The organism is Nocardia sp. NPDC050710 (assembly GCF_040654375.1).
Taxonomy (GTDB): Bacteria; Actinomycetota; Actinomycetes; order Mycobacteriales; family Mycobacteriaceae; genus Nocardia.
Window position 1 is genome coordinate 18,237 of record NZ_JBFAHV010000007.1, and the last position, 23,000, is coordinate 41,236.

A 23,000-nucleotide genomic window follows, 5' to 3' on the forward strand; every position below is an offset into this window, starting at 1 on the left:
GACGGCTCGACCTCGCCCCGCTCGGAAGCCCCGATGTCGCCTTCCGCATCGAAGCGGACCGGCCTCACACGCCCGCGGAAGCATTGCGTCGAAGTGGGCGCGCCGGTCCGCCACCGACGCTGAGACCCGTACGCGCGGCACGCTTTTCGCCCCATTCGTACAGTGCGGCCAGGACCGGGAACAGGCTGCCGCCCTCCTCGGTCAGGTCGTACTCCACTTGCGGTGGGACGGTGTCGAATACGGTGCGGCGCACCAGTCCAGCCGCCTCCAGCTCACGCAATTGCTGGACGAGCATCTTCTCGCTGGTCGTCGGCATGAGCCTGCGGAGCACGCCGTACCGGTGCACGCCCTCCTTGAGGTGGGCCAGGATGACCGGCTTCCATTTGCCGCCGATGAGGTCGACAGTGACCTCCACGGCGCAGTTGTAGCTCTTCTCGGGCATCCTCGACCTCCGGGGTACTCACCAAAAAGTGCGTTCTTGTAACAGAGTAATCATCGCGATTCGATGGATGCCGTTCGCTGAACCCCCACCGACGGGAAGTACGAAATCCTATGAAGGTCATCGTTTTCGATCGTTTCAAGCCCGGCGTCACGATGGAGACCATCACGCCCTATCTGCCCGAGGAGGTCGCCAATGTCTGGCGGCTGTGGAAGGCGGGCATCGTCCGGGAGAACTACGCGCGTGCCGACGAGCCCGGTGTGGTCATCGTGTTCGAGGTCGCCAGCGTCGAGGAGGCCAAGCAGTACGTCGCCGACTTCCCGCTGACCAAGGCGGGGTACCTGGAGTGGACCTATGTCCCGGTCACCGCGCCGCTACCCCTCGAAGCGCTGATGGACCCGTCGGTCGACGTCGCCGAGCCCTACGTCCGCACCGAAGTGGGTGCGGTCTGATGCGTCACGCCTTCGGCTTGACCATCCCGCAGACGGTCGCCGATGCCTGCGACCCGGCGCGGATGGCGCTGCTCATCTACGACATGCAGGTCGGCATCGTGCGCCAGATTCCCGACGGCGACAAGATCCTGCGGTCCTGCCTCCAACTGCGGGATGCCGCACGTGCCAACGGTTTCCGCGTCTTCTACACCCGGCATATGACGTTGCCGCCTGCCGCGTCGGGTGTCGCCCAACTGCGTACCGCCATGCAATGGCAGCGGGTAGCGGATCCGGCCGAGGTGCACTCCAGTTTCCCGCAGGGTTCGCCGCAATACGAGCTCGTCCCGGAGCTGGCGCCGGACGCGGATGAAGTGGTCTTCGACAAGATCACCATGTCGGCATTCGAGGGCACACCCTTGGGAATCGCCTTGCGCGACTGCGGTATCGACACCGTCGTGATCGCCGGGATCGCCATGGAGGTCGGCATCGAGCCCACCGTGCGGCACGGCTTGGACCTCGGTTACCTACCGGTCGTGGTCACCGACGCCTGCGGAGCGGGCCATCCGGATGCCGCCGAACGCTCGCACGCCACACTGGCATTCGCGGGCGGCACCCTCACCGCGGACACCGCCACGCTGACCGAGCTGATGAGTCGGGACCGTTGATTCGTCCGAATCCCGTACTGTGTGGTCGGCTACCGTCAGGTGATCGGCGACTCGGGACCGTGAGCAGCGCGGAGCGGTCGAAGGCTGCGCGGGTACGGCAATCCAGCTGTGCCCCAGCTATTTCCAGGGCGCCTCGGGATGTGTGCAAACCGCCGACGTGGGGCGGCGACGCTTCGTAGCCTTGCGTCCATGTGGATCATCGTTCCAATTTCTCTCGTCAGTGCCATCGCGATCGCGTACGGATTCGTGGTGGGTTTCCCGAAAGACTGACGAGCTCCACGCGGGGTGTCTGCCGCTGCGATCCGGTAGGCAGGCGGCGGATCAGCGCGCGTGGGTGGTGGCTGATCCATGTGCCGGATCGGCCTCCGGACCGACCCGGTGGGCCGGGCGGTCGCCGGGGGCACCGGCTTCGGTACACCTAGAGTGAGCCGGATGAACCATCCGCGCCCGCCGGTCGAAACGGGGCGACCGTTCGACGTCGGCGCCCTCGCCCGACGGCTGCGTGCGCTGCGGCCGTCGTGCGGGCGGGTGCGGTTGGTTGCCGTCGATGGGCATGCCGGATCCGGCAAGAGCAGCTTCACTGAGCTGCTCTCGGCGGAACTGGGCGGCGCACCCGTGCTGCACCTGGACGATCTGGCCACGCACACCGAGCTGTTCGGCTGGTTCGAAAGGCTGCGCGATCAGGTGCTCACACCGCTGTCACAGGGTCGCACGGCTTCCTATGACGTCTACGACTGGAACGCGCGCCGGTTCGCATCGGAGCTGGAGCTGCCGTCGGCCCCTGTCGTCCTCCTCGAGGGGGTCGGCGCGGGCGGCCGGACGGTGCGCCCGTATCTCGCTCAGCTGCTCTGGATGGAGCTCGGCGCGGAAACGTCCTGGGCGCGCGGGCGTCGGCGCGACGGTCCCGAACTGGCTGGATTCTGGGATGTGTGGATACCCGCCGAGCAACGGCACTTCGCCGCCGACCCCTCCCGGCCCTACGCCGATCTGCTTGTCCGACAACGATCTACGGGATTCGCGCTGTCCCCGGGCCCCGCGGCGACCGTGATCGGCAGTGACCCGCGTTGATGGCGGTGCACGCTGCCGACTGCTCGTGGAGCCGACGAGCGGCGGAACCCCACACAGAACCTTCACACGCACCACAATTCGTCTCCACCCGGGCCGCATAGGGTGCAACGCATGGTGCGTAAATGGATGAACCGGGTGCTGCTCGGTCTGGGGTGGGGTGCGCTCGTCGCGGCGATCGCCGGAATCGTGCTGTACCTCGGCGCGGGGCGGCAGCGTCAACTCCCGGTGCTGCTGGCCTCCGGGGCCTCGTATCTGATGCTCGGTGCGCTCGTCGGGTTGCTGCTGTTCCTGCTCGCGCGCGGCTGGCGCAGTGCGGCGGTGGCCGGTGTGGTGCTGGCCGGGGTGCTGTGGACGCAGCTGCCGATCTTCGTGCCGGACGGGCGGGCCGCGAGCGGGCCGGAAGTCACTGTCCTGCAATCGAATCTACTTTTCGGCGGCGCGGATGTGGCCGAGGTGGTGCGGACCGTGCGTGCGGAGCAGGTCGATCTGCTGACCGTCGAGGAGCTGACCTCCGAGGCGGTGGACCGGCTCGCCGCGGCGGGCATCGCCGAACAATTGCCGCACCAGTATCTGCAGCCGGGCGGCGGCGGTGCGGGCACCGGCATCTACAGCCGGTATCCGTTGCGGGACACCAGGAAGTACGACGGATTCGTGCTCCACAATCTGGGCGCGACCATGGATCACCCGCGGCGCGGCCCGGTCGCGGTCTTCGCCTTCCATCCGATTCCGCCGTCGTTGGACTTCACGTCCTGGAGTGTGGAGATGCGCCGGATCCGCGAAATCCTGGACGCGCAACAGGGTCCGGCGCTGGTGGGCGCGGATTTCAATGCGACCCGGGACCATTCGGCCTTCCGCGACCTGCTGCGCGGCCGGTTCGCCGCGGCGGCCGAGCTGGCGGGCGCGGGTCCGCTGCCCACCTATCCGGCCGACCGCCCCTGGGGTCCGGTTATCGGCATCGACCACATCCTGGTGGCCGATGGCACGGCCGCGGAGATGCGTGCCCTGACCATCCCCGGCTCGGATCACCGTGCGGTACTGGCCCGGACGCGCTTGAATGCCTGACACGCCGACCACGGGTCTCGGAGGCGGGCGATGGATCGGTCCGTAAGCCGTGGCGGGCGGATAATGCGTGATGGTTTCGGAATTCGGCGTGCTACGTCCGGCGCGGTTTCCGCGATTACCATGTGAACGCTCGATCGGCGGATACGCGTATCCGCCGCGGGGCCGGAAATACGCGGGCCCCCATGGATTCCGGGGAGGAACCTGATGAGGACTGCACGACTGCGCCTGGGAGTGATCGCGGTGCTGGTCGCGGTCGGTGCCGCGCTCACCGGCTGCGACGCCGACAACACGATCATCGACACCGCACCCTCGGACCCGGGCAACCCGTGGGAGCTGGCAGGCGCGGCCTCCAGCAGTGGCCCGAGCGGCCCGCGTCCCGGCGTCGCGGACGCGCCGCTGACGGCGGAGAACGGGGACGGCGGCGGCATCGACCGGTTGTCCCTCAATGCCATCGCCGATATCGAGGAGTACTGGAAGACCGAGTACGCCAAGACTTTCCCAGGCACCTTCGAACCGGTGGATCGCTACATATCCTGGGATGCGAAGGCGCCCAAGGCGCAGTCGGTGAAGTTCTGCAAATCCGACACCTACCAGCTCGTCAATGCCGCTTACTGCGGCCTCGACCACAGCATCGGCTGGGACCGCGGTGTGCTGCTGCCGCAGGTGGAGAAGAAGTACGGTCCGATGGCGGTGGTGATGGTGCTCGCGCACGAATACGGCCACGCCATCCAGGGCAAGGCCAAGATCGCGGGTTTGCTCACCCCGGTGCTGGTGCGGGAGCAGCAGGCGGATTGCCTGGCCGGGGTTTTCCTGCGGCACGTGGCCGAAGGCAATTCGAAGCACTTCACCATGAATATGACCGACGGGCTGGACGGTGTGCTCGGCGCCACCGTGGCGATTCGCGACGCGGATCCGAGCAATCCGAAAAATGTGCACGGCTCGGCCTTCGAACGGGTGACCGCGGTACAACTCGGCTACACCGACGGCGCCGCGGCCTGCAAGAAGATCGATCGCAAGGAGATCAAGAACCGCCGCGGCACGCTGCCGACCACCTTCGAGGTGGAGGACGAGGAGCAGCAACAGCTGCCGGTCGACGTGGCGTCGCTGACCAGCGTGAGCCAGGCGCTCGCCAGGAACTTCCCGGTCGCGCGGGCGCCGCAGTTCGACTATTCGGGCGTGGTGAAGGCCTGCCCGAAGGTCACCTCCACCGAACCGGTCTCCTTCTGCCCGAGCTCGAACAAGATCGGTACCGATGTGTCGGCGCTGGCCAAGCGGGGCGCCGCTGGATCGGGCGAGGAGGACTTCCTGTCATCGACCGTGACGGGAGATTACAACGCCTTCGTCGTCTTCGTCTCGCGATACATGCTTGCGGTGCAACAGGATCGCGGGCTGTCGCTGACCGGTGCGCAAACCGCGGGTCTGCGCACCGCCTGCCTCAGCGGCGCGTTCACCACCAAATTGAGCGAGCCGACCAGCGATCCGCGCCTGTCGGCCAAGGATCTGGACGAGGCGGTCTCCGGACTGCTCTCGGACGGTCTGGCCGCCGCCGATGTCGACGGCAAGATCGTCAAAAGCGGCTACCAGCGGCTGGAGGCCTTCCGCACCGGCGTGCTGGATGGCGAGCAGGCCTGCCTGACCAAGTTCGAGTAGATCGACGGGGATGGAGGCTCGACTCAGTCCACGATCGCGGGCAACGCACGCAGCGAGCTCAGCGTGGTCGCCAGCGCCCGGGCCGCCTCGGCGCCCTTGGTCACGAAGTGCTCGGTGAAGTAGGTCACGTGCTCGCTGTGCTCGTGGAAGTGATGCGGGGTGAGCACCACCGAGAAGACCGGTACGTCGGTGTCCAGCTGCACCCGCATCAGACCGTCGATCACCGCGGAAGCGACGAAGTCGTGCCGGTAGATGCCGCCGTCGACGACCAGCGCCGCGGCCACGACCGCCGAATACTTCCCGCTCTGCGCGAGCCGTTTGGCGTGCAGCGGGATCTCGAAGGCGCCGGGCACCTCGAAGACGTCGATGCTGTTCGGGTCGAAGCCCAGATCGGTGTATTCGTCGGTGAAGCCCTCCAGCGCTTTGCCGACGATCGAGCTGTGCCACATGGCGCGAACGAAGGCCACCGATCCGGTGGATGTGGTTCCCATATCCGGATACTACTGCTGGGTAAGGTGAGTCTCCAGCCACTCCATCACATCGGCCAGTACCTTGTCCTGCTCCGGCTCGTTGAAGACCTCGTGGTACAGGCCGTCATAGCGGATAACGGTCAAGTCCGCGGATGCCGCGCCGCGCTCGATGAGATCTGTACTCGACGGCGCCGCGATCACGTCGGCCGTGCCGTGCAGCACCAGCAGCGGCACGGTGAGCTGGTCGAGGCGGTGCTTGACGACATCGGTGGCGCGCAACATCTCCGCGCCGGTCCGGGCGGGCAGCTTGCCGCGGTAGACCAGCGGATCGTTGTCGTAGGCGGCGACCACCGCGGGATCGCGGCTGATCATCGACGAATCCAGCATCAGCACACCGAGATTCGGGGCCAGCTTGCTCACCACCGGGGCGAACATACGCTGCAGCGGATTGCCGACCGGGATGTCCAGCGGCGGCGCGGACAGCACGATACCCGCCACATCGATCGGTGCGCGGGTCGCCAGGTACAGCGTGATGAGACTGCCCATCGAATGCGCGATCAGGAATTTCGGCACCCCCGGCTGTTCGCGGGCCGCGATCTCGAGCATGCTCTCGACATTGTCGGCGGCGCCGTCCATCGACCCGATATTCGCCTTGCCGCCCGCGGATTTGCCGTGCCCGATGTGATCCAGCGCGTAGACCGCGAAACCGGCCTCGGACAAGCGGGTTCCGACGTGTGCGTAGCGCCCGGAATGCTCGGCGACGCCGTGCACCAGCACGATCACCCCGCGCGCAGCAGTCTCGGGAAGCCAGGCACGCCAGGCGATCCGGCTGCCATTGCCCTCGAAATCGCCTTCCTCGGTGCGGGTCACCTGTGCTCCTTCCGGGTTCGGGGCCTGCTCGCTGCTCATCGGTCGGCTCCTGACGTCTGCGGTCTCGCTGTGCGCGTTCGATCTTCGACCGGAGGGGCTATCGCTGCGCGAGCGCGTCGATCAGCCGCCGGTTGAACTCGATCAATCGAGCGTAGTTCACCCGGGAGATGCGCTCATCCGTTCCGTGGATTGTCGCCAGGTCGTCCTGGGTCAGCACGATCGGCGCGAAGTTGCAGCGGGTCGCGGCCAGGTCGTCGTAGTGCCGGGAGTCGGTAGCGCCGGGGACGATGCCGGTGGTGACCGCGATACCCGGCACGACCGCCTCGGCGATCCGGGCGATCAGATCGAAGGCGGGGCCGGGGCCGGTAGTGCGGGACGGTTCGGAGGACATGCCGACCAGGTCGATGCGCACGCCCGCGTCCCGCACCACCTTCCGGCAGTGTTCGAGCACCGCGGTCACCGAATCGCCGGGCAGGATGCGGAAGTTGATCAGCGCCTCGGCCCGCTGCGGCAGCACATTCGCCTTCACCCCGCCGTGGATCACGGTCGGTGCGGTGGTGGTGCGCACCAGCGCCTCGGTCTGCGGACGGGCCGCCATGATCCGGGTGATCACCGGGGACGCCAGCCCGACCCCGGCCAGGCCGAGCAGTCTGCGACGGGCCTCGGGCATGACCTCGCGCAACCGGGTCAGCATGTCGACGATCACCGGGGTCATCCGCAGCGGCATCGGGTGGTCCTGGATCCGGGCGACGGCGCGGGCGATCCGTCCGACCGCCGTCTGCCTGCCGGGCATCGAGGAGTGGCCGCCGGTCTCCCGCACCGACAGCCGGACGGTGGCATAGCCCTTCTCACCGAGCATGATCGACGCTACCGGGCGGTCCACCCCGTCGGCGACGCCCTCGGTGATCACCCCGCCCTCGTCGAGCAGCAGGTCCGCGCGCACGCCCGCCTGACGCAGCCGCCGGGCCATCCGCACCGCGCCGTTATCGCCGAAGACCTCTTCGTCGTGGCCGAAGGCGAGATAGACGGTGTGTTTCGGGCGCACGCCCGCGGCCAGCGCCGACTCCACCGCTTCCAGGATCGCGATCAGCCTGCTCTTATCGTCGATCGCGCCGCGACCCCAGATGAATTCCTCGTCGACCACACCGTCGAACGGGGGATGGGTCCACTGCTGCGCGTGGTCGACCGGCACCACGTCCTGGTGCGCCAGCAGGATGGCCGACACCCGTTCCGGCTCGACACCGGCCCAGCGGTAGAGCCTGCTGCGGCCGAAGGTCTCCAACTCGAGTTCGGCGTGCACCAGCGGAAAGGACTGCTCCAGATGGTCGGCCAACCGTGCGAACTCGGGATCCGCGGTATCGACCGGATCCTCGGTGGAGACCGTCGCGCAGCTCAGCGCCCTGGCCAAGCGCTCGGCGACCCGGTCGTCGACCATGGTCGCCGACCCTGCGACGGCGGCATTGCCCGGTCCTTCGCTCCGCGATGCCGCGGTCATCGCCGGCCCGTCTCGTTCGGCAAGTTCATGAACATCACTGCATTGTTCAACACCTCGGGCCCGATCGTGGTGGTCTTCTCGGCGCGCCACTTCGCATGCGCCTCGCTGCCGCCGCCGGTCAGGTCCGGCACACGCGGTGCGGTGAGCAGCGGCAGGTCGAGCCGGGCCGCGGTGACGGTGACCGGTGCGTTGGCGGGCGCGTGCGACCACACGTCGTCTACGACATCGGTGATCCGCACACCGAGCCGGTGCCCGGCGACCAGCGGCCAATCCTGGGCCAGCATCCGGATGTCGGTGGTCGCGGCGACCGGGGCGATGCCGCGGGTGATGACGGTGGCGCGGCCGCTCGGTTCGACGTCGTAGAGTTCGATCGCCGCGGTGGCGGACGCGGGGCCGGTCAGCCGCAGCGACGCGGTCGCGACGCCGGACAGGTGCGTGGTCTGCTCGAAAGGCTCGGAGATGGACCAGATTTCGCGATCCGCTCCGGGAATCAGGCCGCGATCGGTGTAACCGCCGGTGTGCAGGTCGACCGGGTAACGCCGGGAATCGGCGGGCGGCCACGCGGCTTCGGAACGCCAGGCGCCGTCGAACTGGCCGACGGTGACGCGTGGGCCGGGCACCTCGACCGCACGCTGCGCCACATGCTTGTCGAAGAAGGCCATCATTTCGGTATTGAACTGCGGGGCACCGCATTTGGTGCTGCAATCGCTGTGACCCCACTGGCCGAACCAGGCCCGGTGGTCGCCGGGGCCGAGCGCCTCCCAGAGCGCGAAGGCCCGATCCGGGCGGGTGTTCTGATCGAGGAAACCCTGACCGAAGAACAGTGGAATAGTATTGCCGCGCACGGCTTCTACCAGGTCGCGCTCGCGCCATCCCGGGCGGGCGGCATTGTGGTCGCCGGTGAGCGCGAGATACTCGTCGGTGCACTGCTGGGTCAACTGAAGCGCGTTGGACTGGTATTCGGGGGAGTCGTCCGGGCGGCCCGGTGTCGACGCGATCGCCAGGTGCTCCAGACCGACCTGATCGGCGGGGCGGATTCCGCTCTCGGTCACCGGTTTTCCGGAGAACTTCCAGGAGACACCCTGCATGAACAGGTAGGAGTACGGGTCCACCACCGGTGCGAACGCGACCACGGCCGCCAGACCCTTCGGCTTCGCGGCCAGACCCAGCAGGCCGGTCCACGCCTCGTACGACACCCCGACCATGCCGACCTGTCCGGTCGACCACGGCTGGCTCGCCGCCCACTCCACCGCGGTGACGACATCCGACCGTTCGCCCGCCCCGCCGTAATCCGGGCAGCCGTTGGATCCGCCGAACCCGCGCAGGTCGACGATCACGTAGGTATAGCCCGCGCGCAGCGCGCGATCGACCGGCAGGAAATCGACGGACGGCCCGCCCTCCAGGCGCGGCATGGAGATATAGGCCGTATGGGACCGGTACGGGCTGACCGTGAGGATCACCGGAGTCTTGGTGTCATCGGAGATGCCCTCCGGGCGCAACACATCCGCGTGCAACCGGGTGCCGTCCGGCGCGGTCAGGTAGGTCTGCCGGTACTGGTACCCCACGGTCACCGGCTCCGGCCCCGGCTCGGCGACCACCGCCGGAGCCGAAACACCCACCATCAGCGTCACGCCCGCCAACACCCGTACCACCGCAGACCCCAAGTTCACCACTGGACTATCGCGGTTGACCCGGGCGCGAGTCCAGCCCCCGGAATCATGGGTCCGCTCACCCGGCCGTCACCCGACCGGTGCGGATCCGTTCTCCGGACCGGCCCTGTCGGGTGGTCCGCGCACCTCACGGCTGGAGCGGGCCGACCACAGTGCTGTCGGCATTGGTGACGGACGCGACAGTATGCCGCCGCCATCCGCGAGCTGTTGGGTGACCTCGGATCCCACCTCGATCAGGCCATGATTGCCCCGCAGGTTGTTGCCGATGTCTCGGGGTTCGGTCTGTGCATCTACCTGACCGGGATGACAAGAATTTCTGGCCGAGCGCTCAGCGGAGCATCGGAGTCGCTTGCTCGCTGGCGCGTACCGGATGCGCGGGTCGGGCAGCGAGGCCGACGACGCTGTCCAGGAGGGGTCGACGCCGCCGCGTTGGCATCCGGCGCGGGTGGAGTGCTCGGTGCGAAGGATGTCGTGCCACATGATGCTGCCCGGCGTCGCGGCTATCGCTACCAGCGCTGTCAGCGGACCGCTTGTGCGCGCTCCGGGATGTAGTACGAGCGAGCGTCGAAAACGGCGAGGTACTAGGTCGGCGCTTCGCAGGTATCGGGTCCGCCGGGCGGAGTGACGGCCTGGGCGCGGAGTTCGGTGGGGGTGATGCGGAGGGCGGCGATCTCGTGGGGGCAGGATCGGAGCGGGAAGGCGTACCGGCGGATGTCCTCCGGGCCGTACTTTGCCTGTAGTGCCGAAGGGCCGCTGAGGGTTTCGGGTATCTGCGCGGTACCCGGGATCCCGGCGCGGGCGAGTTCGTCGGCGAGGGCGGTGCGGTCGGCGGGATCGGTGATCTCGCGCGGCGCCAGGTCGGGTGGGGGAGTCGCACCGAATTCGATACGGGCGACGAGTTCGGCCGGACCGTCACGGTCGGCCGGTTCGCCGCCGACGGTGGTGACGCCGTCGACATCGGTGCGCCGAATCCGGTAGACCACGAACGGCGTATAGGCGCGGACGCATTCGGGATGATCGATGCCACCGATCAGTTCTGGGCGCAGATCGTTGCCCACGCGCCGGAGTTCGGCCCGGGTCGGCGCCCGGCATCCGGTGCTCGCCACGATCGCGAGATATGTGGTCGTGTCGAAATCGGTGCGCAGTTCGAGGTGTTCCATCACCTCCGGGACCTGGGCGCCGGAGTCCACCCGATCCGCCAACCACCCGGCGAACAGTCGCGCGGAGTCCTCGCTATCGATAATCGCCGCGAGCGGTGGGCCGTTGAAGCCGGCGGGGTCGAACGCCACCACCTGGGCATTCAGCCCGGCTTCCGGCGGCTCGTCGGAATCGCACCCCGTCATGACACCGAGCGCGGTAACAACTCCCAGCACAGCGATCGTGGCTCGCCCCATACCCGGGCTATCCATGGAACTCGGCCGGGCGTTAGCGGTCGGGTGCGGGTCGGCCGAACGCGAGTGGCCCTTCCCGCGCGAGACGGGAAGGGCCACTCGATGTTTCGTGGGTCAGCTGACCAGATTGCGGCGGAGCTTGAGGATGGTGCCCGGGTCGAGGCCGAGGCCCTGGGTGAGGAACTTACCGAAGTCGCCGTAGGTCTGTTCCATCAGCTCGATCGCGGTGTCCAGATAGGCGCCTCGCACCTCCTGAAGGGGGATGAGCAGGTCGGGGTTCTGCATCAGACCGGCCCGCTCGAGGTCCTCGCGCAGCTTGGCGTCGGCGGCCGCGCGGAGCTGGTTGGACAGCAGATAGTCCTGGCGCGCAGTCCTTTCCGGCACTCCGATGGCCCGCAGCACCACGTAGGTCACCCATCCGGTGCGGTCCTTACCCGCGGTGCAGTGGTAGAGGGTGGCCCGGTCGGTCGCCGCCAGATCCCGGATGGTCTGTGCGAAAGCCGCCCGCGAAGCGTCGGTCAGGAAACTGCGGTAGACATCGGCCATGATCTGTTCGGCGCGTCCGTTACCGAGCAACTGTTCCTGCTTGACGGGATCCCGCGACTGAATCGCCTGCAGCATCTGGGTGAACATCCCGGTGTCGTCGATCGGACGCGACACCGACTGCACGCCCGACGGCAATTTGTCCGGCCCGCTGTACTGGATCTCCGGCTGCGTCCGCAGATCGATGACGGTCTTCACATTCAGACCGGCAAGCTTCTGCACATCGGCATCGGTCAGCTTATCCAGGGCATCAGCTCGAATAGCCTTGCCCGTTTTGACCTTTGCGCCGTCATAGGTGCGGTATCCGCCGATATCGCGAACATTGACCGCCCCTTGGAAGGAGATCGGCGCGGCCAGCGCCTCTGCCCCCGGTTGGGCGATCGCATCGGGTGCCGGTGCCGCCACCAACGCAAAGCTGGTGACCGCGGCGGCGATGAGGGAAATGAACGGTATCTTCATGCCCGGCGACAGTAGAACCTGTTCTAAGTCAATTCTCAGGTTCGGTGCAGCATGCTCACTCACCGGGATCGGTCACTCGCACAGTGGGATTCACACTATTCAGCGGTGAAGATCCGGTATTGCCAACACTCGTCGGAGTTCCTCGCAATGCCGAGGGTGGCGGCGTCCGGATGATGGACCGCGACGCGGTGAACGTCATCGGCGACCAAAAGTACCTGCTGTTTCCGGATGAAAGTTTCAACGACGAACTACGGGGGAGCAACGGCGATCCCCGGCATCGGGCGTGTCACCGGTGTCCGTTCCGCTTGGACCTTGCGGATGAACATGTAGTCCGCACCGTTGGTTCAGGCGGTCAGCGGGCGAGTTGTTCGGCCTATCTCGCGGATTCAAGGACAAAGCCGTAGATGTCGCGGTCGACCAACGCCGCTGTGTCGCCGACCTCCGCCCGCGGTCGCGGGCAACGTCGCTTCAAGACGCCCGGACAAGTCCTGAGGCCGACGATGGCTATACGCGATGATGTGCGGCATGACCGACTACGCGGTGTTGCTGGCCCGGATTTCGGCCCACGTCCGTCACGGGAGTTCCCCCTTACCCGCGCCCATTACCGATACGGAGTTGGCAGAAGCGGAATCTCGTCTCGGCTTCGCCCTCCACCCCCTTCTCGCAGACGTATACCGGCAGGTCGCAGACGGCGGTTTCGGCCCCGACTACCAGTTGCTCCGGCTGCTCGACGGTGACGCCGAAACCGTGGTCTCGGCCTATCTCGCCAACCGGGCCTCCGGTGCGGGTACCGAGTGGGCGTGGCCGGAAGGTGTCGTGCCCATCCTGACGTGGGGCTGCGGCATGTACGCATGCGTCGACTGCCGCAGCGAGGCGGGCACGGTGCTGTTGTTCGAGCCCAACCCGGGCGATCCAGACGCTGCTTGGCTCATCGATACGCCGAGCCTGTCGCAGTGGTTCGAGCACTACCTCGACGACACCGGCTGGTGGGTCGCAGCCGAAGAAGGTGAAGACGTCGACGAGATGCCACTGTGGCCGCACGCCCGAGAGCGCGCCGACTGACCACACTCCGCAGAGACGCGAGGCAGCGCCGTGGCCTGTGCTGTCTCTAATGCACCCAAGGACCTTGTTACCCATCGAGATTCGGCATCGGAAGCTTCGCATGGGCATACCACGACCGCTGTTGGACAGAACAGACGACAACGCGGTACGGGTCATCCGAGTGAACGCGAAGTGCGCGGTCTGCTACCGAGTGGCGTAGGCGTTCGCCGACCTCGGGTCTTGCTGGTCGGTTCTTCCCGATTTCTGCGAGTCGATGAGCCAGAAGTACGCGCGTGCAAGCGCCGACGCTCTATTTTCGACGACCGAGTAGGGCCCTACCGATCTCCGCGCGGGTGTGGCGAACGCTGGCTCGCGCCGAGGCGAGAGCTTGACGGGTCGCCTCGCGGACCTGTCTCGCGGCCGCCGCGGCGGGATTCCACAGCGCGTCCCGAACGAAATGGCCTATGGGCGTGAGGGTATTTCGGTAGACCCAGCGCGCCGGACGAATGATGAGCCATTGCGCGACCGCGGTGAGGAATCGGCCGATAGCACGGGAAATGCGCCCCGCCAGCCGCCAGGACCACACGAAGGCGTTCCCGATCGTATGGCCGATCGGAGCGAGCACCCGGTGGTAGATCCAATCGGCCGGACGGATAACGAGATTGCGCGCCAGCCAGGCAACGACACCGCCAATTGCGCTCGCCAGTGCGGCCAGTCCGGTGAGGGTGCCGCGTACCACCCACGCGAGCGCGGATCCGATGGGCTTCACGACATTCCGCCAGACCCACCCCGCAGGTTCGACCAGCAGGAACCGGATCAGCCAAGCCCCGGAACGGGCAACCATCCGGGCTACGGAGGTGATGGCCAGGCCCAGCCAGACAAGTGCGCGCCCGATCGGCGTGAGGATCATCCGATAGCACCAACCGAGACCGGCACGGAATTGCCGCACCACCCAGGTGCCCGCAGCACCGATACACCCTGCCAGCCAAGCAATCCCGCGACCGACAGGAAGCAGCACGGAACGCCACAGCCACCGGCCGGGCGCCACAACCAGATATCGCCCCAGCCAGGCCACCGCCTTGTAGGGCAGATACACCAGCGTGAAGAGCGCCACCCCCACACCCCTCGCCATCCACGTGATGCCCCGCCCGATCGGCCCGAGCACCCGGCGATATACCCAACCGAGCCCGACCCCGAACTGCCGGACCGCCCACCCGATCCCCGCCCCGATCCGCCGCACCACCCACGCGCTACCGCGACCGACCGGCACCAGCACCCGCCACCACACCCATCGCGCCGGGACCACGAACACCGCATATCCCAGCCGCGCGAGCCCCCTACCGACCGGGGTCAGCACCCCGTCCCGCACCCACCGTCCGACGGCAACCAGTGCATCCCACACCAGCCGCACCGGCACCACGAAGACGAGCACAATGATCCGCACCGGAATGCGGATCGCCGTCACCAGACACCCCTCCTCTCCCTCGCTCGGCGGCATGTCCTTCTGCAATATCACCCGAGCCGAATCCCGCTCGTCATCACCGCTCATACGTCAGCGAACCCCCCGTGTCACGTCGGCCCAGGCTACCAAACCGACTGCCCCGCCTCACTTCTTCGATTCCCTCACCACCTTGACCGCGGCAACCGGTCCGTAAACGGGACGAGCCCCCGCCACGCGAACGTGGCAGGGGCTCGAAACGTCTTGCGGTACAGGCGGGCAGGCGCGAAGCCTGCGGAGCGCCCGAACGGCCTACACGTCGAAGTACAGCTCGAACTCGTACGGGTGCGGGCGCAGGTTGACCGGGGCGATCTCCTGGGTGCGCTTGATGTCGATCCAGGTCTCGATCAGGTCCGGGGTGAAGACGTTGCCCTCGGTCAGGTAGTCGTGATCCTGCTCGAGGCGGTCGATGACCGCGTTCAGGCTGGTGGGGGCCTGCGGGATGTTCTTGGCCTCCTCCGGCGGGAGCTCGTAGAGGTCCTTGTCGACCGGGGCCAGCGGCTCGATCTTCTTCTTGATGCCGTCCAGGCCGGCCATCATCATGGCGGCGAAGGCCAGGTACGGGTTACCCGAGGAGTCCGGCGCACGGAACTCGATGCGCTTGGCCTTCGGGTTGTTGCCGGTGACCGGGATGCGGACCGCGGCGGAGCGGTTGCGCTGCGAGTACACCAGGTTGATCGGGGCCTCGTAGCCCGGGACCAGACGGTGGTAGGAGTTCACGGTCGGGTTGGTGAACGCCAACAGCGACGGCGCGTGGTGCAGGATGCCGCCGATGTAGTGGCGCGCGATGTCCGACAGACCGCCGTAGCCGGCCTCGTCGTGGAACAGCGGCTTGCCGTCCTTCCACAGCGACTGGTGCACGTGCATGCCCGAGCCGTTGTCGCCGAAGAGTGGCTTCGGCATGAAGGTGACGGTCTTGCCTTCCTTCCACGCGGTGTTCTTCACGATGTACTTGAACAGCTGCAGGTCGTCGGCAGCGTGCAGCAGGGTGTTGAAGCGGTAGTTGATCTCCGCCTGGCCCGCGGTGCCGACCTCGTGGTGGCCGCGCTCGAGCTCGAAGCCCGCGTTCTGCAGGTTGGTCGCGATCTTGTCGCGCAGGTCGACGTAGTGGTCGTACGGCGCGACGGGGAAGTAGCCGCCCTTGTTGCGGACCTTGTAGCCACGGTTCAGGGTGCCGTCCGGGTTGAACTCCGCGCCGGTGTTCCACGAGCCCGAGACCGACTCGATCTCGTAGAAGGCGCCGTTCATGGCCGAGTCGTAGCGGATCGAGTCGAAGATGTAGAACTCCGCCTCGGCGCCGAAGTACGCGGTGTCGGCGATACCGGTCGAACGCAGGTACTCCTCCGCCTTGCGCGCGATGTTGCGCGGGTCGCGGGAGTAGGCCTCACGGGTGAACGGGTCGTGCACGAAGAAGTTCAGGTTCAGCGTCCGGGCGGCGCGGAACGGGTCCAGGCGCGCGGTGCTGTAGTCGGGCAGCAGGAGCATGTCCGACTCGTCGATGGACTGGAAGCCACGGACGGAGGAGCCGTCGAACGCTAGCCCTTCCTCGGCGAGGTCAGCGGTGAAGGCCTTGGCCGGGATGGAGAAGTGCTGCTGCACACCGGGAAGATCGCTGAAGCGGATATCGACGTACTCGACGTCTTCTTCCTTGATGTACTGGATGACCTCGTCGGCCGTGCTGAACGTCACTTGTTCTCCTTACGGATCGGTTCCCAGCCAGTGTCGATTGCATGGGTTCGTCGCGTCCAGACGCTATGGACGCGGTGTTTCCCAGCAATCAAGGCTGTGTTTCGCCAGTGTTACACGTGCGGCTGGCCGGGTGTGGATCGTCACCCGGGCTCGACCAGCATGGTAATCCTGCCATCCGTCCGGTGCGCAGTGACGTTGAACTCCCCTTATGCGGTGCTCGGCCGTCGGGCGCCGCCGCCTATTCTGGAGGTCATGGCGCGCATCACCGGTTCCTGGCTCTCCGGACCTTCGGCCGAATCGGGCGACTCGGCTACACCCGAGTTTCCGGGTGAACATCTCGGATTGCCGCGCACCGGCGCCGGGTCGATGGCCGGACAGGGACGCCGGATCGCGGCCATGTTCGTGGACTGGTTGATGGCCGTCGGAATCTCGCTGTTGATCCTGCGTCATGTGAACGCGAACCTGCCGCTGCTCATCTGGTTCGTGATCGGTATCGCAGCGGTGACGCTGTTCGGGTTCACGCCCGGGCAGTACTTTCTGCGGCTGCGGGTGATCCGGATCGATGCGCCGGTGGCGGTCGGATTCGTGCGGGCGTTGGCGCGGCAGGTCCTGCTGTTGTTCGTGGTGCCCGCGCTGTTCACCGACGCGGATGGGCGCGGTATGCACGATCGTGCGACCGGTACCGCGGTCGTACACGCGCGCTAGACACGTCCCGGGCATTCGTGGACGGGCAGGCCATGCCGGTCGGCCTGTCCCGCCCGCTGCGATTGCCGCCATGCTTTGGGGGCGAGTTCGCGGTGCCCGACGATCCGGGTCGAAGCGGGAGAAGCGTCGATCGCGGTGCCCGGGCTGGTGCGGCTGCCGGTGGTGCTCCGCGGTGGGGCCGCGGCGCTGTGGTTCACGGGCTGCGACGGTTCACGGGCTGCGTCGATCGGCACCGGGGTCGGCCGTCGCGCTCGTCGGCTACCACGTCCTGTTATCGGCGTGCTGGTCGTGCGAAAGCAGTACTACGTCGACCGGCTCGACCTGGTCGGCGGGCACTGCGGGGCCGCTGAGCTTGTGCAGCGTGACGGGCCCCGGGTAGTCGCCGGGTGCGTCGAACGTCGGGTCGGTGAGCCAGGTCAGGCCCGCGTAGTGGAGGCGAAGGGTAGGTCCGCCGACGCGACTGGTTGCTCCGCGCCGTAGCGGCGGGTGGTGCTCGCGGTGTCCAAGGGTGCGAAGGCGTTGTGCCGGGGCCATTCGATTGCGGCCACCGGCACCCTGCGATGGCGCAGACGCACGCTGCGGCGCGTCTTCGGCCGTCCGAGGCAACGTTGAGCAAGGCCACCTCGGAGTAGCTGCGAGGAGCGCATTCGAGGATCTTCGGGCTGAGACGCTGCAACCGGGGTATGCCCCAGCCTGAGCGGACACTATTCCTCGGTTTCGGCGATTTTCGTGCCGATTGCGCGAATAGTGTCCGCTGAGGCCGGTCCGCACCGGTATCAGCCCAATGTGCGGCCGAGGAAATCTCGAATGAGCGCGGCGATCTCGGCGCCGTGCGTCTCCAGCGCGAAATGCCCCGCATCGAGCAGATGCAGCTCCGCGTCGGGCAGATCGCGCAGGTACGCGCGGGCGCCGTCGGGGCCGAAGATCTCGTCGTGCTCGCCCCATGTGATCAGGACCGGCGGGCGATATTCGGTGAAGTACTTCTGGAAGTCCGGGTAGCCGTCCAGGTTGAGCTTGTAGTCGGCGAAGAGTTCGAGCTGAATCTCCTTGTTGCCGGGGCGATCCAGGTAGTGCTGATCCAGGGTCCAGGTATCGGGGCTGACCAGCTCCAGCCGGTCGGCCGGAACTCCGTGCGTGTACTGCCATTTAGTGGCCTCGGCGGTGAGCAGCTCGCGCACGGCGGGTTCGTGCGTGGCCCGATCCTCGGCGTGCGCGAACAGCACCTCCCAGAACGGGGTGAAGCCCTCCAGATAGGCATTGCCGCTCTGGGTGATGATCGCGGTGACGCGCTCGGGGTTGCGGGAGGCGATGCGCAGGCCGATCGGCGCGCCGTAGTCCTGGATATAGAGCGCGAACTTGTCGAGCCCGAGGGTGTCGAGGAGTTCGAGGGTGATCTCGGTGAGCTTCTCGAAGCTGTAGTCGAATTCGTCGAGGGCCGGCATCGCGGACTGGCCGAAGCCGATGTGGTCGGGTGCGATCAGGTGGTAGTCGGCGGCCAGTTCGGGGAGCAGATTCCGGAACATGGCCGAGCTGGTCGGGAAGCCGTGCAGCAGCACCAGCGCGGGCTTGGCCGGGTCGCCCGCCTCCCGGTAGAAGACCTGCTGGCCCTGGATCTCGACGGTGTTGTGGCGCACTGCGGTCATGACGGCTCTCCTTGTTCGTCGGTGTTCCGAGCGGTTCAACTAACCGCTTATAGTCCATTTAAGGGTTAGACCGGCTTGGTTGTTCCCGATCTCCGAAACTTTGTCGAACGAGTTCGTCGCTGGGGCCAGGGGATCGCCTGAACCCGGGTGGATGTGTCGCGGCTATTCGGAAAAACACGAAGGCCCGCCTCCCGGAGTGTGGGAGGCGGGCCTTTCGCGAGGTAGGCGGCCGGAGCGTCAGCGCCTGCGGATGGTGCGCTGCACGCCGCGCATCTTGGCGCCGGCGGGCATCGGGCCCTTCGGCAGCGCCGGGCCGCTGCGTGCGCCGAGCGCGGCCAGTCGGCCCTCGATGAGGTCCATACGCTTGGTGTCGATATTGCGCGGCAGCTTGGTGAGGAAGCGCTGCAACTCCTTGAGCGGCACCTGGCCTTCCTCATTGCCGATGATCACGTCGTAGATCGGGGTGTCGCCGACCAGCCGGGCGGTCTTCTTCTTCTCCTGCGCCAGCAGTGACTTCAGCCGCTGCGGGGAACCCTCGGCGATGAATACGACGCCGGGCAGGCCGATCACCCGGTGGACCGCATCCAGCTGGGTGGTCGCGGCGACGCCATTGCTGACCCGCCACTTACCCTGCAGATTGTCCAGCACCCACGCGGCCGCACCGGCCTGGCCCTCGGCCTTGGCGTACACATTCTTCTGCACCCGGCGGCCGAAGATGATGAACGCGGCGAGCACGCCGAGCAGCACACCCAGCGGCAGCAGGAACCACTGCAGCCCGAAGATCAGTCCGATCACCAGGAACAGCACGGTGACGCCGACCAGCGCGCCGATCATCAAAGGCAGCAGCAGCTTGTCTTCCTTGCGCTGCATCTGGAATGCCTGCCACAGCTGCTGCCGACGCTCTTTCGACGCCTGCTTGCGAGCCGCCTTAGCCGCGGCCTTCGCTTCCTTCGACGGCGTGCCGCCCTTACCTACTGCCATGCATCCCAGGATAGTTCCTGCGTACGGGCTCCCCGGCGGCGGGACGGTGGACGATCATGCGCCCACAGACCCTCCGCACGCGTCACAGCGGTTGTGGTCTCTGTGACGCGTGCGGAGAGTCTGTGAAGCGAAGGACGTGGCGCCGGTGGCTATGGCTGTTTGCGGATTGATTGGGCTAGTTGGGTGGGCATGGGTTCGTGGCGGGCGTAGGTGCGGCTGAAGTCGCCGGTGCCGTGGGAGAGGGAGCGTAGGTCGATGGCGTAGCGGCTGAGTTCCAGTTCCGGGACTTCGGCGCGGATGCGGGTCCGGCCGGTGCCGTGCGGTTCGGTGCCGAGGACGCGCCCCCGACGGGAGGACAGATCGCTCAGGACCGGGCCGACGTAGTCATCCGATACCACTACCCAGACCTCGGCGAACGGCTCGAGCAGGTCGATACCCGCGCTCGCCGCCGCTTCGCGCAGCGCCAGGGCGCCCGCCGTCTGGAAGGCGGCGTCGGAGGAGTCGACCGAATGCGCCTTGCCGTCGAACAGCGTGACCCGCACGTCGACCAGTGGATATCCCGCGGCGACGCCACGCGCGGCCTGGGCGCGGACGCCTTTCTCGACGGACGGAATGTATTGCCGCGGCACTACACCGCCGACCACCTTGTCCACGAACTCGATCCCGGACCCACCCGGCAGGGGCTCCACCTCGATCTCGCACACCGCGTACTGCCCGTGCCCGCCGGACTGCTTGACATGCCTGCCGCGGGCCTTGGCCTTTCCCGCGAACGTCTCCCGCAGCGCCACCTGGTGGTCGATCACGTCGACCTGCACACCGAACCGTGTCCGCAACCGCTCCAACGCGACGTCGCGATGTGCCTCGCCCAGACACCACAGCACCAGCTGATGGGTCTGACTGTTGTTCTCCAGCCGAATCGCGGGATCCTCGGCCGCCAATCGGGCCAATCCCTGGGACAGCTTGTCCTCGTCGGCCTTGCTGTGCGCGCGAATCGCGATCGGCAGCAGCGGATCGGGCATCGGCCACGGTTCGATCAGCAGCGGAGCACCGGTCTCCGACAGCGTGTCGCCGGTCTCGGCATGCCCCAGTTTGGTGACGTAGGCGATATCGCCCGCGATGACCTGCCCGAGCGGACGCTGCTGTTTGCCGAACGGTGCGGTGACCGATCCGACGCGTTCATCGGCATCGTGATCCGGGTGCCCGCGGTCGGCCAGGCCGTGACCGCAGACGTGCACCGTGTCGTCGGCGTGCAGGGTGCCGGAAAAGACCCGGATCAGCGAGACCCGGCCCACATAGGGATCGGAGGCGGTACGGATCACCTCCGCCGCCAGCGCGGCCTTCGGGTCGCACGGCAACGGATGTGGGTCGGCCCCGTTCGAGGCGGGTGCGGCGGAGACGACATGTTCGGTCGGCGTCGGAAACCCGCCGATGATGAGATCGAGCAGTTCGACCGTGCCCAAGCCCTGCCGTGCGCCTTCCGGCGCGGGGGCGCCGAACAGCACCGGATGGAAGCTGCCGCGCGCCACCGCGCGTTCGAGATCGGCGACCAGCGTCTCGAGTTCGATGTCCTCGCCGCCGAGATATCGATCCATCAGGGACTCGTCCTCGCTCTCCGCGATGATGCCCTCGATCAGCCGGTTACGCGCCTCTTCCAGCACGGCAGACTGCTCCGGCGAGGGTTCGGTCCGCACCGCCTCACCCGACGAATAATCGACCACACAATTGGGCAGCAATTCGATGAGCCCGGTCGCCGGACGATGACCATCGGGATTCTTCGGCCCGTATACCGGCAGATGCAGCGGCAGTACGTTCTCCGACCTGCCTCCGCCGAGCACCGTGCGACAGGTCTGCACCATCTCGTCGAAATCGCCCCGCGCCGTATCCAGATGGGTCACCACAATGGCCCGCGGCATCCCCACCGCCGCGCATTCCTCCCACAGCGCCCGCGTCGCCCCGCTCACCCCCTCCGGTCCCTCAGCCGCCGACAACACGAACAACGCCGCATCCGCCGCTCGCAGCCCGGCCCGCAGCTCCCCGACGAAATCCGCGTATCCGGGTGTGTCCACCAGATTGACCTTCACCCCCGACCACGGCATCGGCACCACCGACAGCTGGACCGACCGGTGTTGTCGCTGCTCGATCTCGTCGTAATCGGACAGGGAGGTCCCATCCTCCACCCGTCCCGCGCGATTCACCGCCCCCGCGGTCAGGGCCAACGCGTCCACCAGCGTCGTCTTACCCGCCCCGCTGTGACCGACCAGCACCACATTCCGAATGTGTTCCGGCCGATCCACCGTAACCACTCTGCCGTTGCCTCCGGCAGATCCACTCGTCTTGTCCACCATGTGTCTCGCTTTCTCGCCTCGACACCGCGGTCCTTCGAGCTTCCCACCAACGGATGTGGGGCGTCCACGAATCGGACAAGATCTCGTGGTCGAATGCTGTTGTTCGAGTTGCGAACGATTGGTGGCGCGCCGTCAGCCGAAGTGGGCCCCGGGTGGGCGACGTCCGGGGCGTCGAACAGCGGCGCCGGTCGGTCACGCGGAGGGTGGTCGATGAAGGCGGGGCACGTAGCTGCGGGTCGGCTCCGTGGTTGCCGTCGAGGGCGGTGTCAGGCCGGTGCGCGCAGAGGAAGTCAGTGATGGGCGTAATTGGTGAACGCGGAGTATGCGGTGCCGTGGGCCGTCACCCAGCGCTGCCAGCCGTGAAACGCGTCGGAGGCGGTGGCCAATTTTCGCGCCGGATTGGGCCGTCGGGGACGTGGTGTGGCGCTCACCGTGTGGAATGGCTGGTCGACGGCGCGTCCGTGGTGGGAATGTTCCGTCGGTTGAAGCCCGGCTCGGATTCGCGGCGAACCCGCCTGCCCAGCCGGGTGACAGCGTCAGCGCGGCGTTTGCCACCCATCGACAGACCGAACACACCGTGTGACCGCCCATGGCGATGCGGGTGTGGTCGATCGGCCACCTGCCGATCAGTCGGTCGAGAACGAACGACACATCCCGCGCGCGATTGCGCGAAACAGCCTCGCCGTCCGGATGCCCCTGGCGCGCCGAGCATTCGGTGATCGCCCGTCGAGTCTGCCGTTCGCGTCGATCATCCACACCGGGCTGATCCCTGAGATCGCCCCCGAACTGCAATCGGCAAACCCGAAACCGCTTCGCCGGCGGCGGTAGCAGGCGCTGCTCATCAATTGCCTTGCTGTAGAGGACAATTCATGACTCGATCGGCGC

General features: G+C 67.1%; 21 protein-coding genes and 1 pseudogene. 8 read left to right on the plus strand and 14 right to left on the minus strand.

The window, feature by feature from the left end:
* Positions 1 to 64: 64 nt before the first annotated feature.
* On the minus strand, positions 65 to 442 hold the full coding sequence (locus tag AB0H61_RS15135; RefSeq protein WP_357303997.1) for a helix-turn-helix domain-containing protein: 378 nt from the start codon (positions 440 to 442) through the stop codon (positions 65 to 67).
* Positions 443 to 552: 110 nt separating this feature from the next.
* Here AB0H61_RS15135 and AB0H61_RS15140 point away from each other — a divergent pair, with 110 nt between their 5' ends.
* From AB0H61_RS15140 to AB0H61_RS15160, 5 genes are all read left to right on the plus strand, one after another.
* Positions 553 to 891 (plus strand): hypothetical protein, encoded by a 339-nt coding sequence (locus tag AB0H61_RS15140; RefSeq protein WP_357304000.1) that lies wholly within the window; start codon positions 553 to 555, stop codon positions 889 to 891.
* The gene (locus AB0H61_RS15145; protein ID WP_357304003.1) at positions 891 to 1,535 is read left to right on the plus strand and encodes a cysteine hydrolase; all 645 of its coding nucleotides are present in this window, start codon (positions 891 to 893) and stop codon (positions 1,533 to 1,535) included. The genes AB0H61_RS15140 and AB0H61_RS15145 overlap by 1 nt, the downstream gene beginning before the upstream one ends.
* A gap of 432 nt (positions 1,536 to 1,967) precedes the next feature.
* Positions 1,968 to 2,603, plus strand: a complete 636-nt coding sequence (locus tag AB0H61_RS15150) for an aminodeoxychorismate synthase (protein WP_357304006.1) — start codon at positions 1,968 to 1,970, stop codon at positions 2,601 to 2,603.
* Between the two features lie 111 nt (positions 2,604 to 2,714).
* Complete coding sequence (locus tag AB0H61_RS15155; RefSeq protein WP_357304009.1) at positions 2,715 to 3,665, plus strand: endonuclease/exonuclease/phosphatase family protein; 951 nt, start codon at positions 2,715 to 2,717, stop codon at positions 3,663 to 3,665.
* Positions 3,666 to 3,869: 204 nt separating this feature from the next.
* Complete coding sequence (locus AB0H61_RS15160) at positions 3,870 to 5,315, plus strand: metallopeptidase (protein ID WP_357304012.1); 1,446 nt, start codon at positions 3,870 to 3,872, stop codon at positions 5,313 to 5,315.
* A 23-nt stretch (positions 5,316 to 5,338) separates the two neighbouring features.
* Here AB0H61_RS15160 and AB0H61_RS15165 read toward each other — a convergent pair whose 3' ends face one another.
* From AB0H61_RS15165 to AB0H61_RS15180, 4 genes are read right to left on the minus strand one after another with little or no spacing between them, the layout of a single operon-like run.
* Positions 5,339 to 5,806: a 6,7-dimethyl-8-ribityllumazine synthase gene (locus AB0H61_RS15165; RefSeq protein WP_357304014.1), complete on the minus strand. Its 468-nt coding sequence runs from the start codon at positions 5,804 to 5,806 to the stop codon at positions 5,339 to 5,341.
* A 9-nt stretch (positions 5,807 to 5,815) separates the two neighbouring features.
* The gene (locus AB0H61_RS15170; protein ID WP_357304017.1) at positions 5,816 to 6,694 is read right to left on the minus strand and encodes a lysophospholipase; all 879 of its coding nucleotides are present in this window, start codon (positions 6,692 to 6,694) and stop codon (positions 5,816 to 5,818) included.
* A gap of 58 nt (positions 6,695 to 6,752) precedes the next feature.
* A complete protein-coding gene (locus AB0H61_RS15175) occupies positions 6,753 to 8,150 on the minus strand; it encodes a M20 family peptidase (protein ID WP_357304020.1) in 1,398 nt (465 codons plus the stop codon).
* Positions 8,147 to 9,820 (minus strand): CocE/NonD family hydrolase, encoded by a 1,674-nt coding sequence (locus AB0H61_RS15180; protein ID WP_357304022.1) that lies wholly within the window; start codon positions 9,818 to 9,820, stop codon positions 8,147 to 8,149. The genes AB0H61_RS15175 and AB0H61_RS15180 overlap by 4 nt, the downstream gene beginning before the upstream one ends.
* A 316-nt stretch (positions 9,821 to 10,136) precedes the next feature.
* On the opposite strand from AB0H61_RS15180, the pseudogene AB0H61_RS15185 reads away from it, so the two are divergent.
* Positions 10,137 to 10,232 (plus strand): annotated as a pseudogene (locus AB0H61_RS15185) (RNA polymerase subunit sigma-70); the annotation flags it as partial.
* A 169-nt stretch (positions 10,233 to 10,401) separates the two neighbouring features.
* On the opposite strand, the gene AB0H61_RS15190 reads toward AB0H61_RS15185, so the two are convergent.
* Positions 10,402 to 11,214 (minus strand): hypothetical protein, encoded by an 813-nt coding sequence (locus tag AB0H61_RS15190; RefSeq protein ID WP_357304025.1) that lies wholly within the window; start codon positions 11,212 to 11,214, stop codon positions 10,402 to 10,404.
* Positions 11,215 to 11,325: 111 nt separating this feature from the next.
* On the minus strand, positions 11,326 to 12,213 hold the full coding sequence (locus AB0H61_RS15195; RefSeq protein ID WP_357304028.1) for a tyrosine-protein phosphatase: 888 nt from the start codon (positions 12,211 to 12,213) through the stop codon (positions 11,326 to 11,328).
* A gap of 525 nt (positions 12,214 to 12,738) precedes the next feature.
* On the opposite strand from AB0H61_RS15195, the gene AB0H61_RS15200 reads away from it, so the two are divergent.
* Positions 12,739 to 13,275, plus strand: a complete 537-nt coding sequence (locus AB0H61_RS15200) for an SMI1/KNR4 family protein (protein ID WP_357304031.1) — start codon at positions 12,739 to 12,741, stop codon at positions 13,273 to 13,275.
* A 289-nt stretch (positions 13,276 to 13,564) separates the two neighbouring features.
* On the opposite strand, the gene AB0H61_RS15205 is transcribed toward AB0H61_RS15200, so the two are convergent.
* Both AB0H61_RS15205 and glnA read right to left on the minus strand, forming a co-directional pair.
* Positions 13,565 to 14,803 (minus strand): hypothetical protein, encoded by a 1,239-nt coding sequence (locus tag AB0H61_RS15205; RefSeq protein ID WP_357304034.1) that lies wholly within the window; start codon positions 14,801 to 14,803, stop codon positions 13,565 to 13,567.
* Positions 14,804 to 15,004: 201 nt separating this feature from the next.
* Entirely contained in the window at positions 15,005 to 16,441 is a 1,437-nt protein-coding gene (glnA, locus tag AB0H61_RS15210) for a type I glutamate--ammonia ligase (protein WP_357304037.1), read from the minus strand.
* A gap of 252 nt (positions 16,442 to 16,693) precedes the next feature.
* On the opposite strand from glnA, the gene AB0H61_RS15215 reads away from it, so the two are divergent.
* On the plus strand, positions 16,694 to 17,146 hold the full coding sequence (locus tag AB0H61_RS15215) for an RDD family protein (RefSeq protein ID WP_357304040.1): 453 nt from the start codon (positions 16,694 to 16,696) through the stop codon (positions 17,144 to 17,146).
* A gap of 258 nt (positions 17,147 to 17,404) precedes the next feature.
* Here the strand turns inward: AB0H61_RS15215 and AB0H61_RS15220 are convergent, their stop codons facing one another.
* From AB0H61_RS15220 to AB0H61_RS15240, 5 genes are all read right to left on the minus strand, one after another.
* Positions 17,405 to 17,680, minus strand: coding sequence for a hypothetical protein (locus AB0H61_RS15220; protein ID WP_357304043.1), 276 nt, complete (start codon positions 17,678 to 17,680; stop codon positions 17,405 to 17,407).
* 242 nt (positions 17,681 to 17,922) lie between these two features.
* Positions 17,923 to 18,789, minus strand: coding sequence for an alpha/beta hydrolase (locus AB0H61_RS15225; RefSeq protein WP_357304046.1), 867 nt, complete (start codon positions 18,787 to 18,789; stop codon positions 17,923 to 17,925).
* A gap of 237 nt (positions 18,790 to 19,026) precedes the next feature.
* Entirely contained in the window at positions 19,027 to 19,770 is a 744-nt protein-coding gene (locus AB0H61_RS15230) for a DUF4191 domain-containing protein (RefSeq protein WP_357304049.1), read from the minus strand.
* 149 nt (positions 19,771 to 19,919) lie between these two features.
* The gene (locus AB0H61_RS15235; protein ID WP_357304051.1) at positions 19,920 to 22,115 is read right to left on the minus strand and encodes an elongation factor G-like protein EF-G2; all 2,196 of its coding nucleotides are present in this window, start codon (positions 22,113 to 22,115) and stop codon (positions 19,920 to 19,922) included.
* 290 nt (positions 22,116 to 22,405) lie between these two features.
* Positions 22,406 to 22,546 (minus strand): hypothetical protein, encoded by a 141-nt coding sequence (locus AB0H61_RS15240; protein ID WP_357304054.1) that lies wholly within the window; start codon positions 22,544 to 22,546, stop codon positions 22,406 to 22,408.
* Between the last annotated feature and the right edge of the window lie 454 nt (positions 22,547 to 23,000).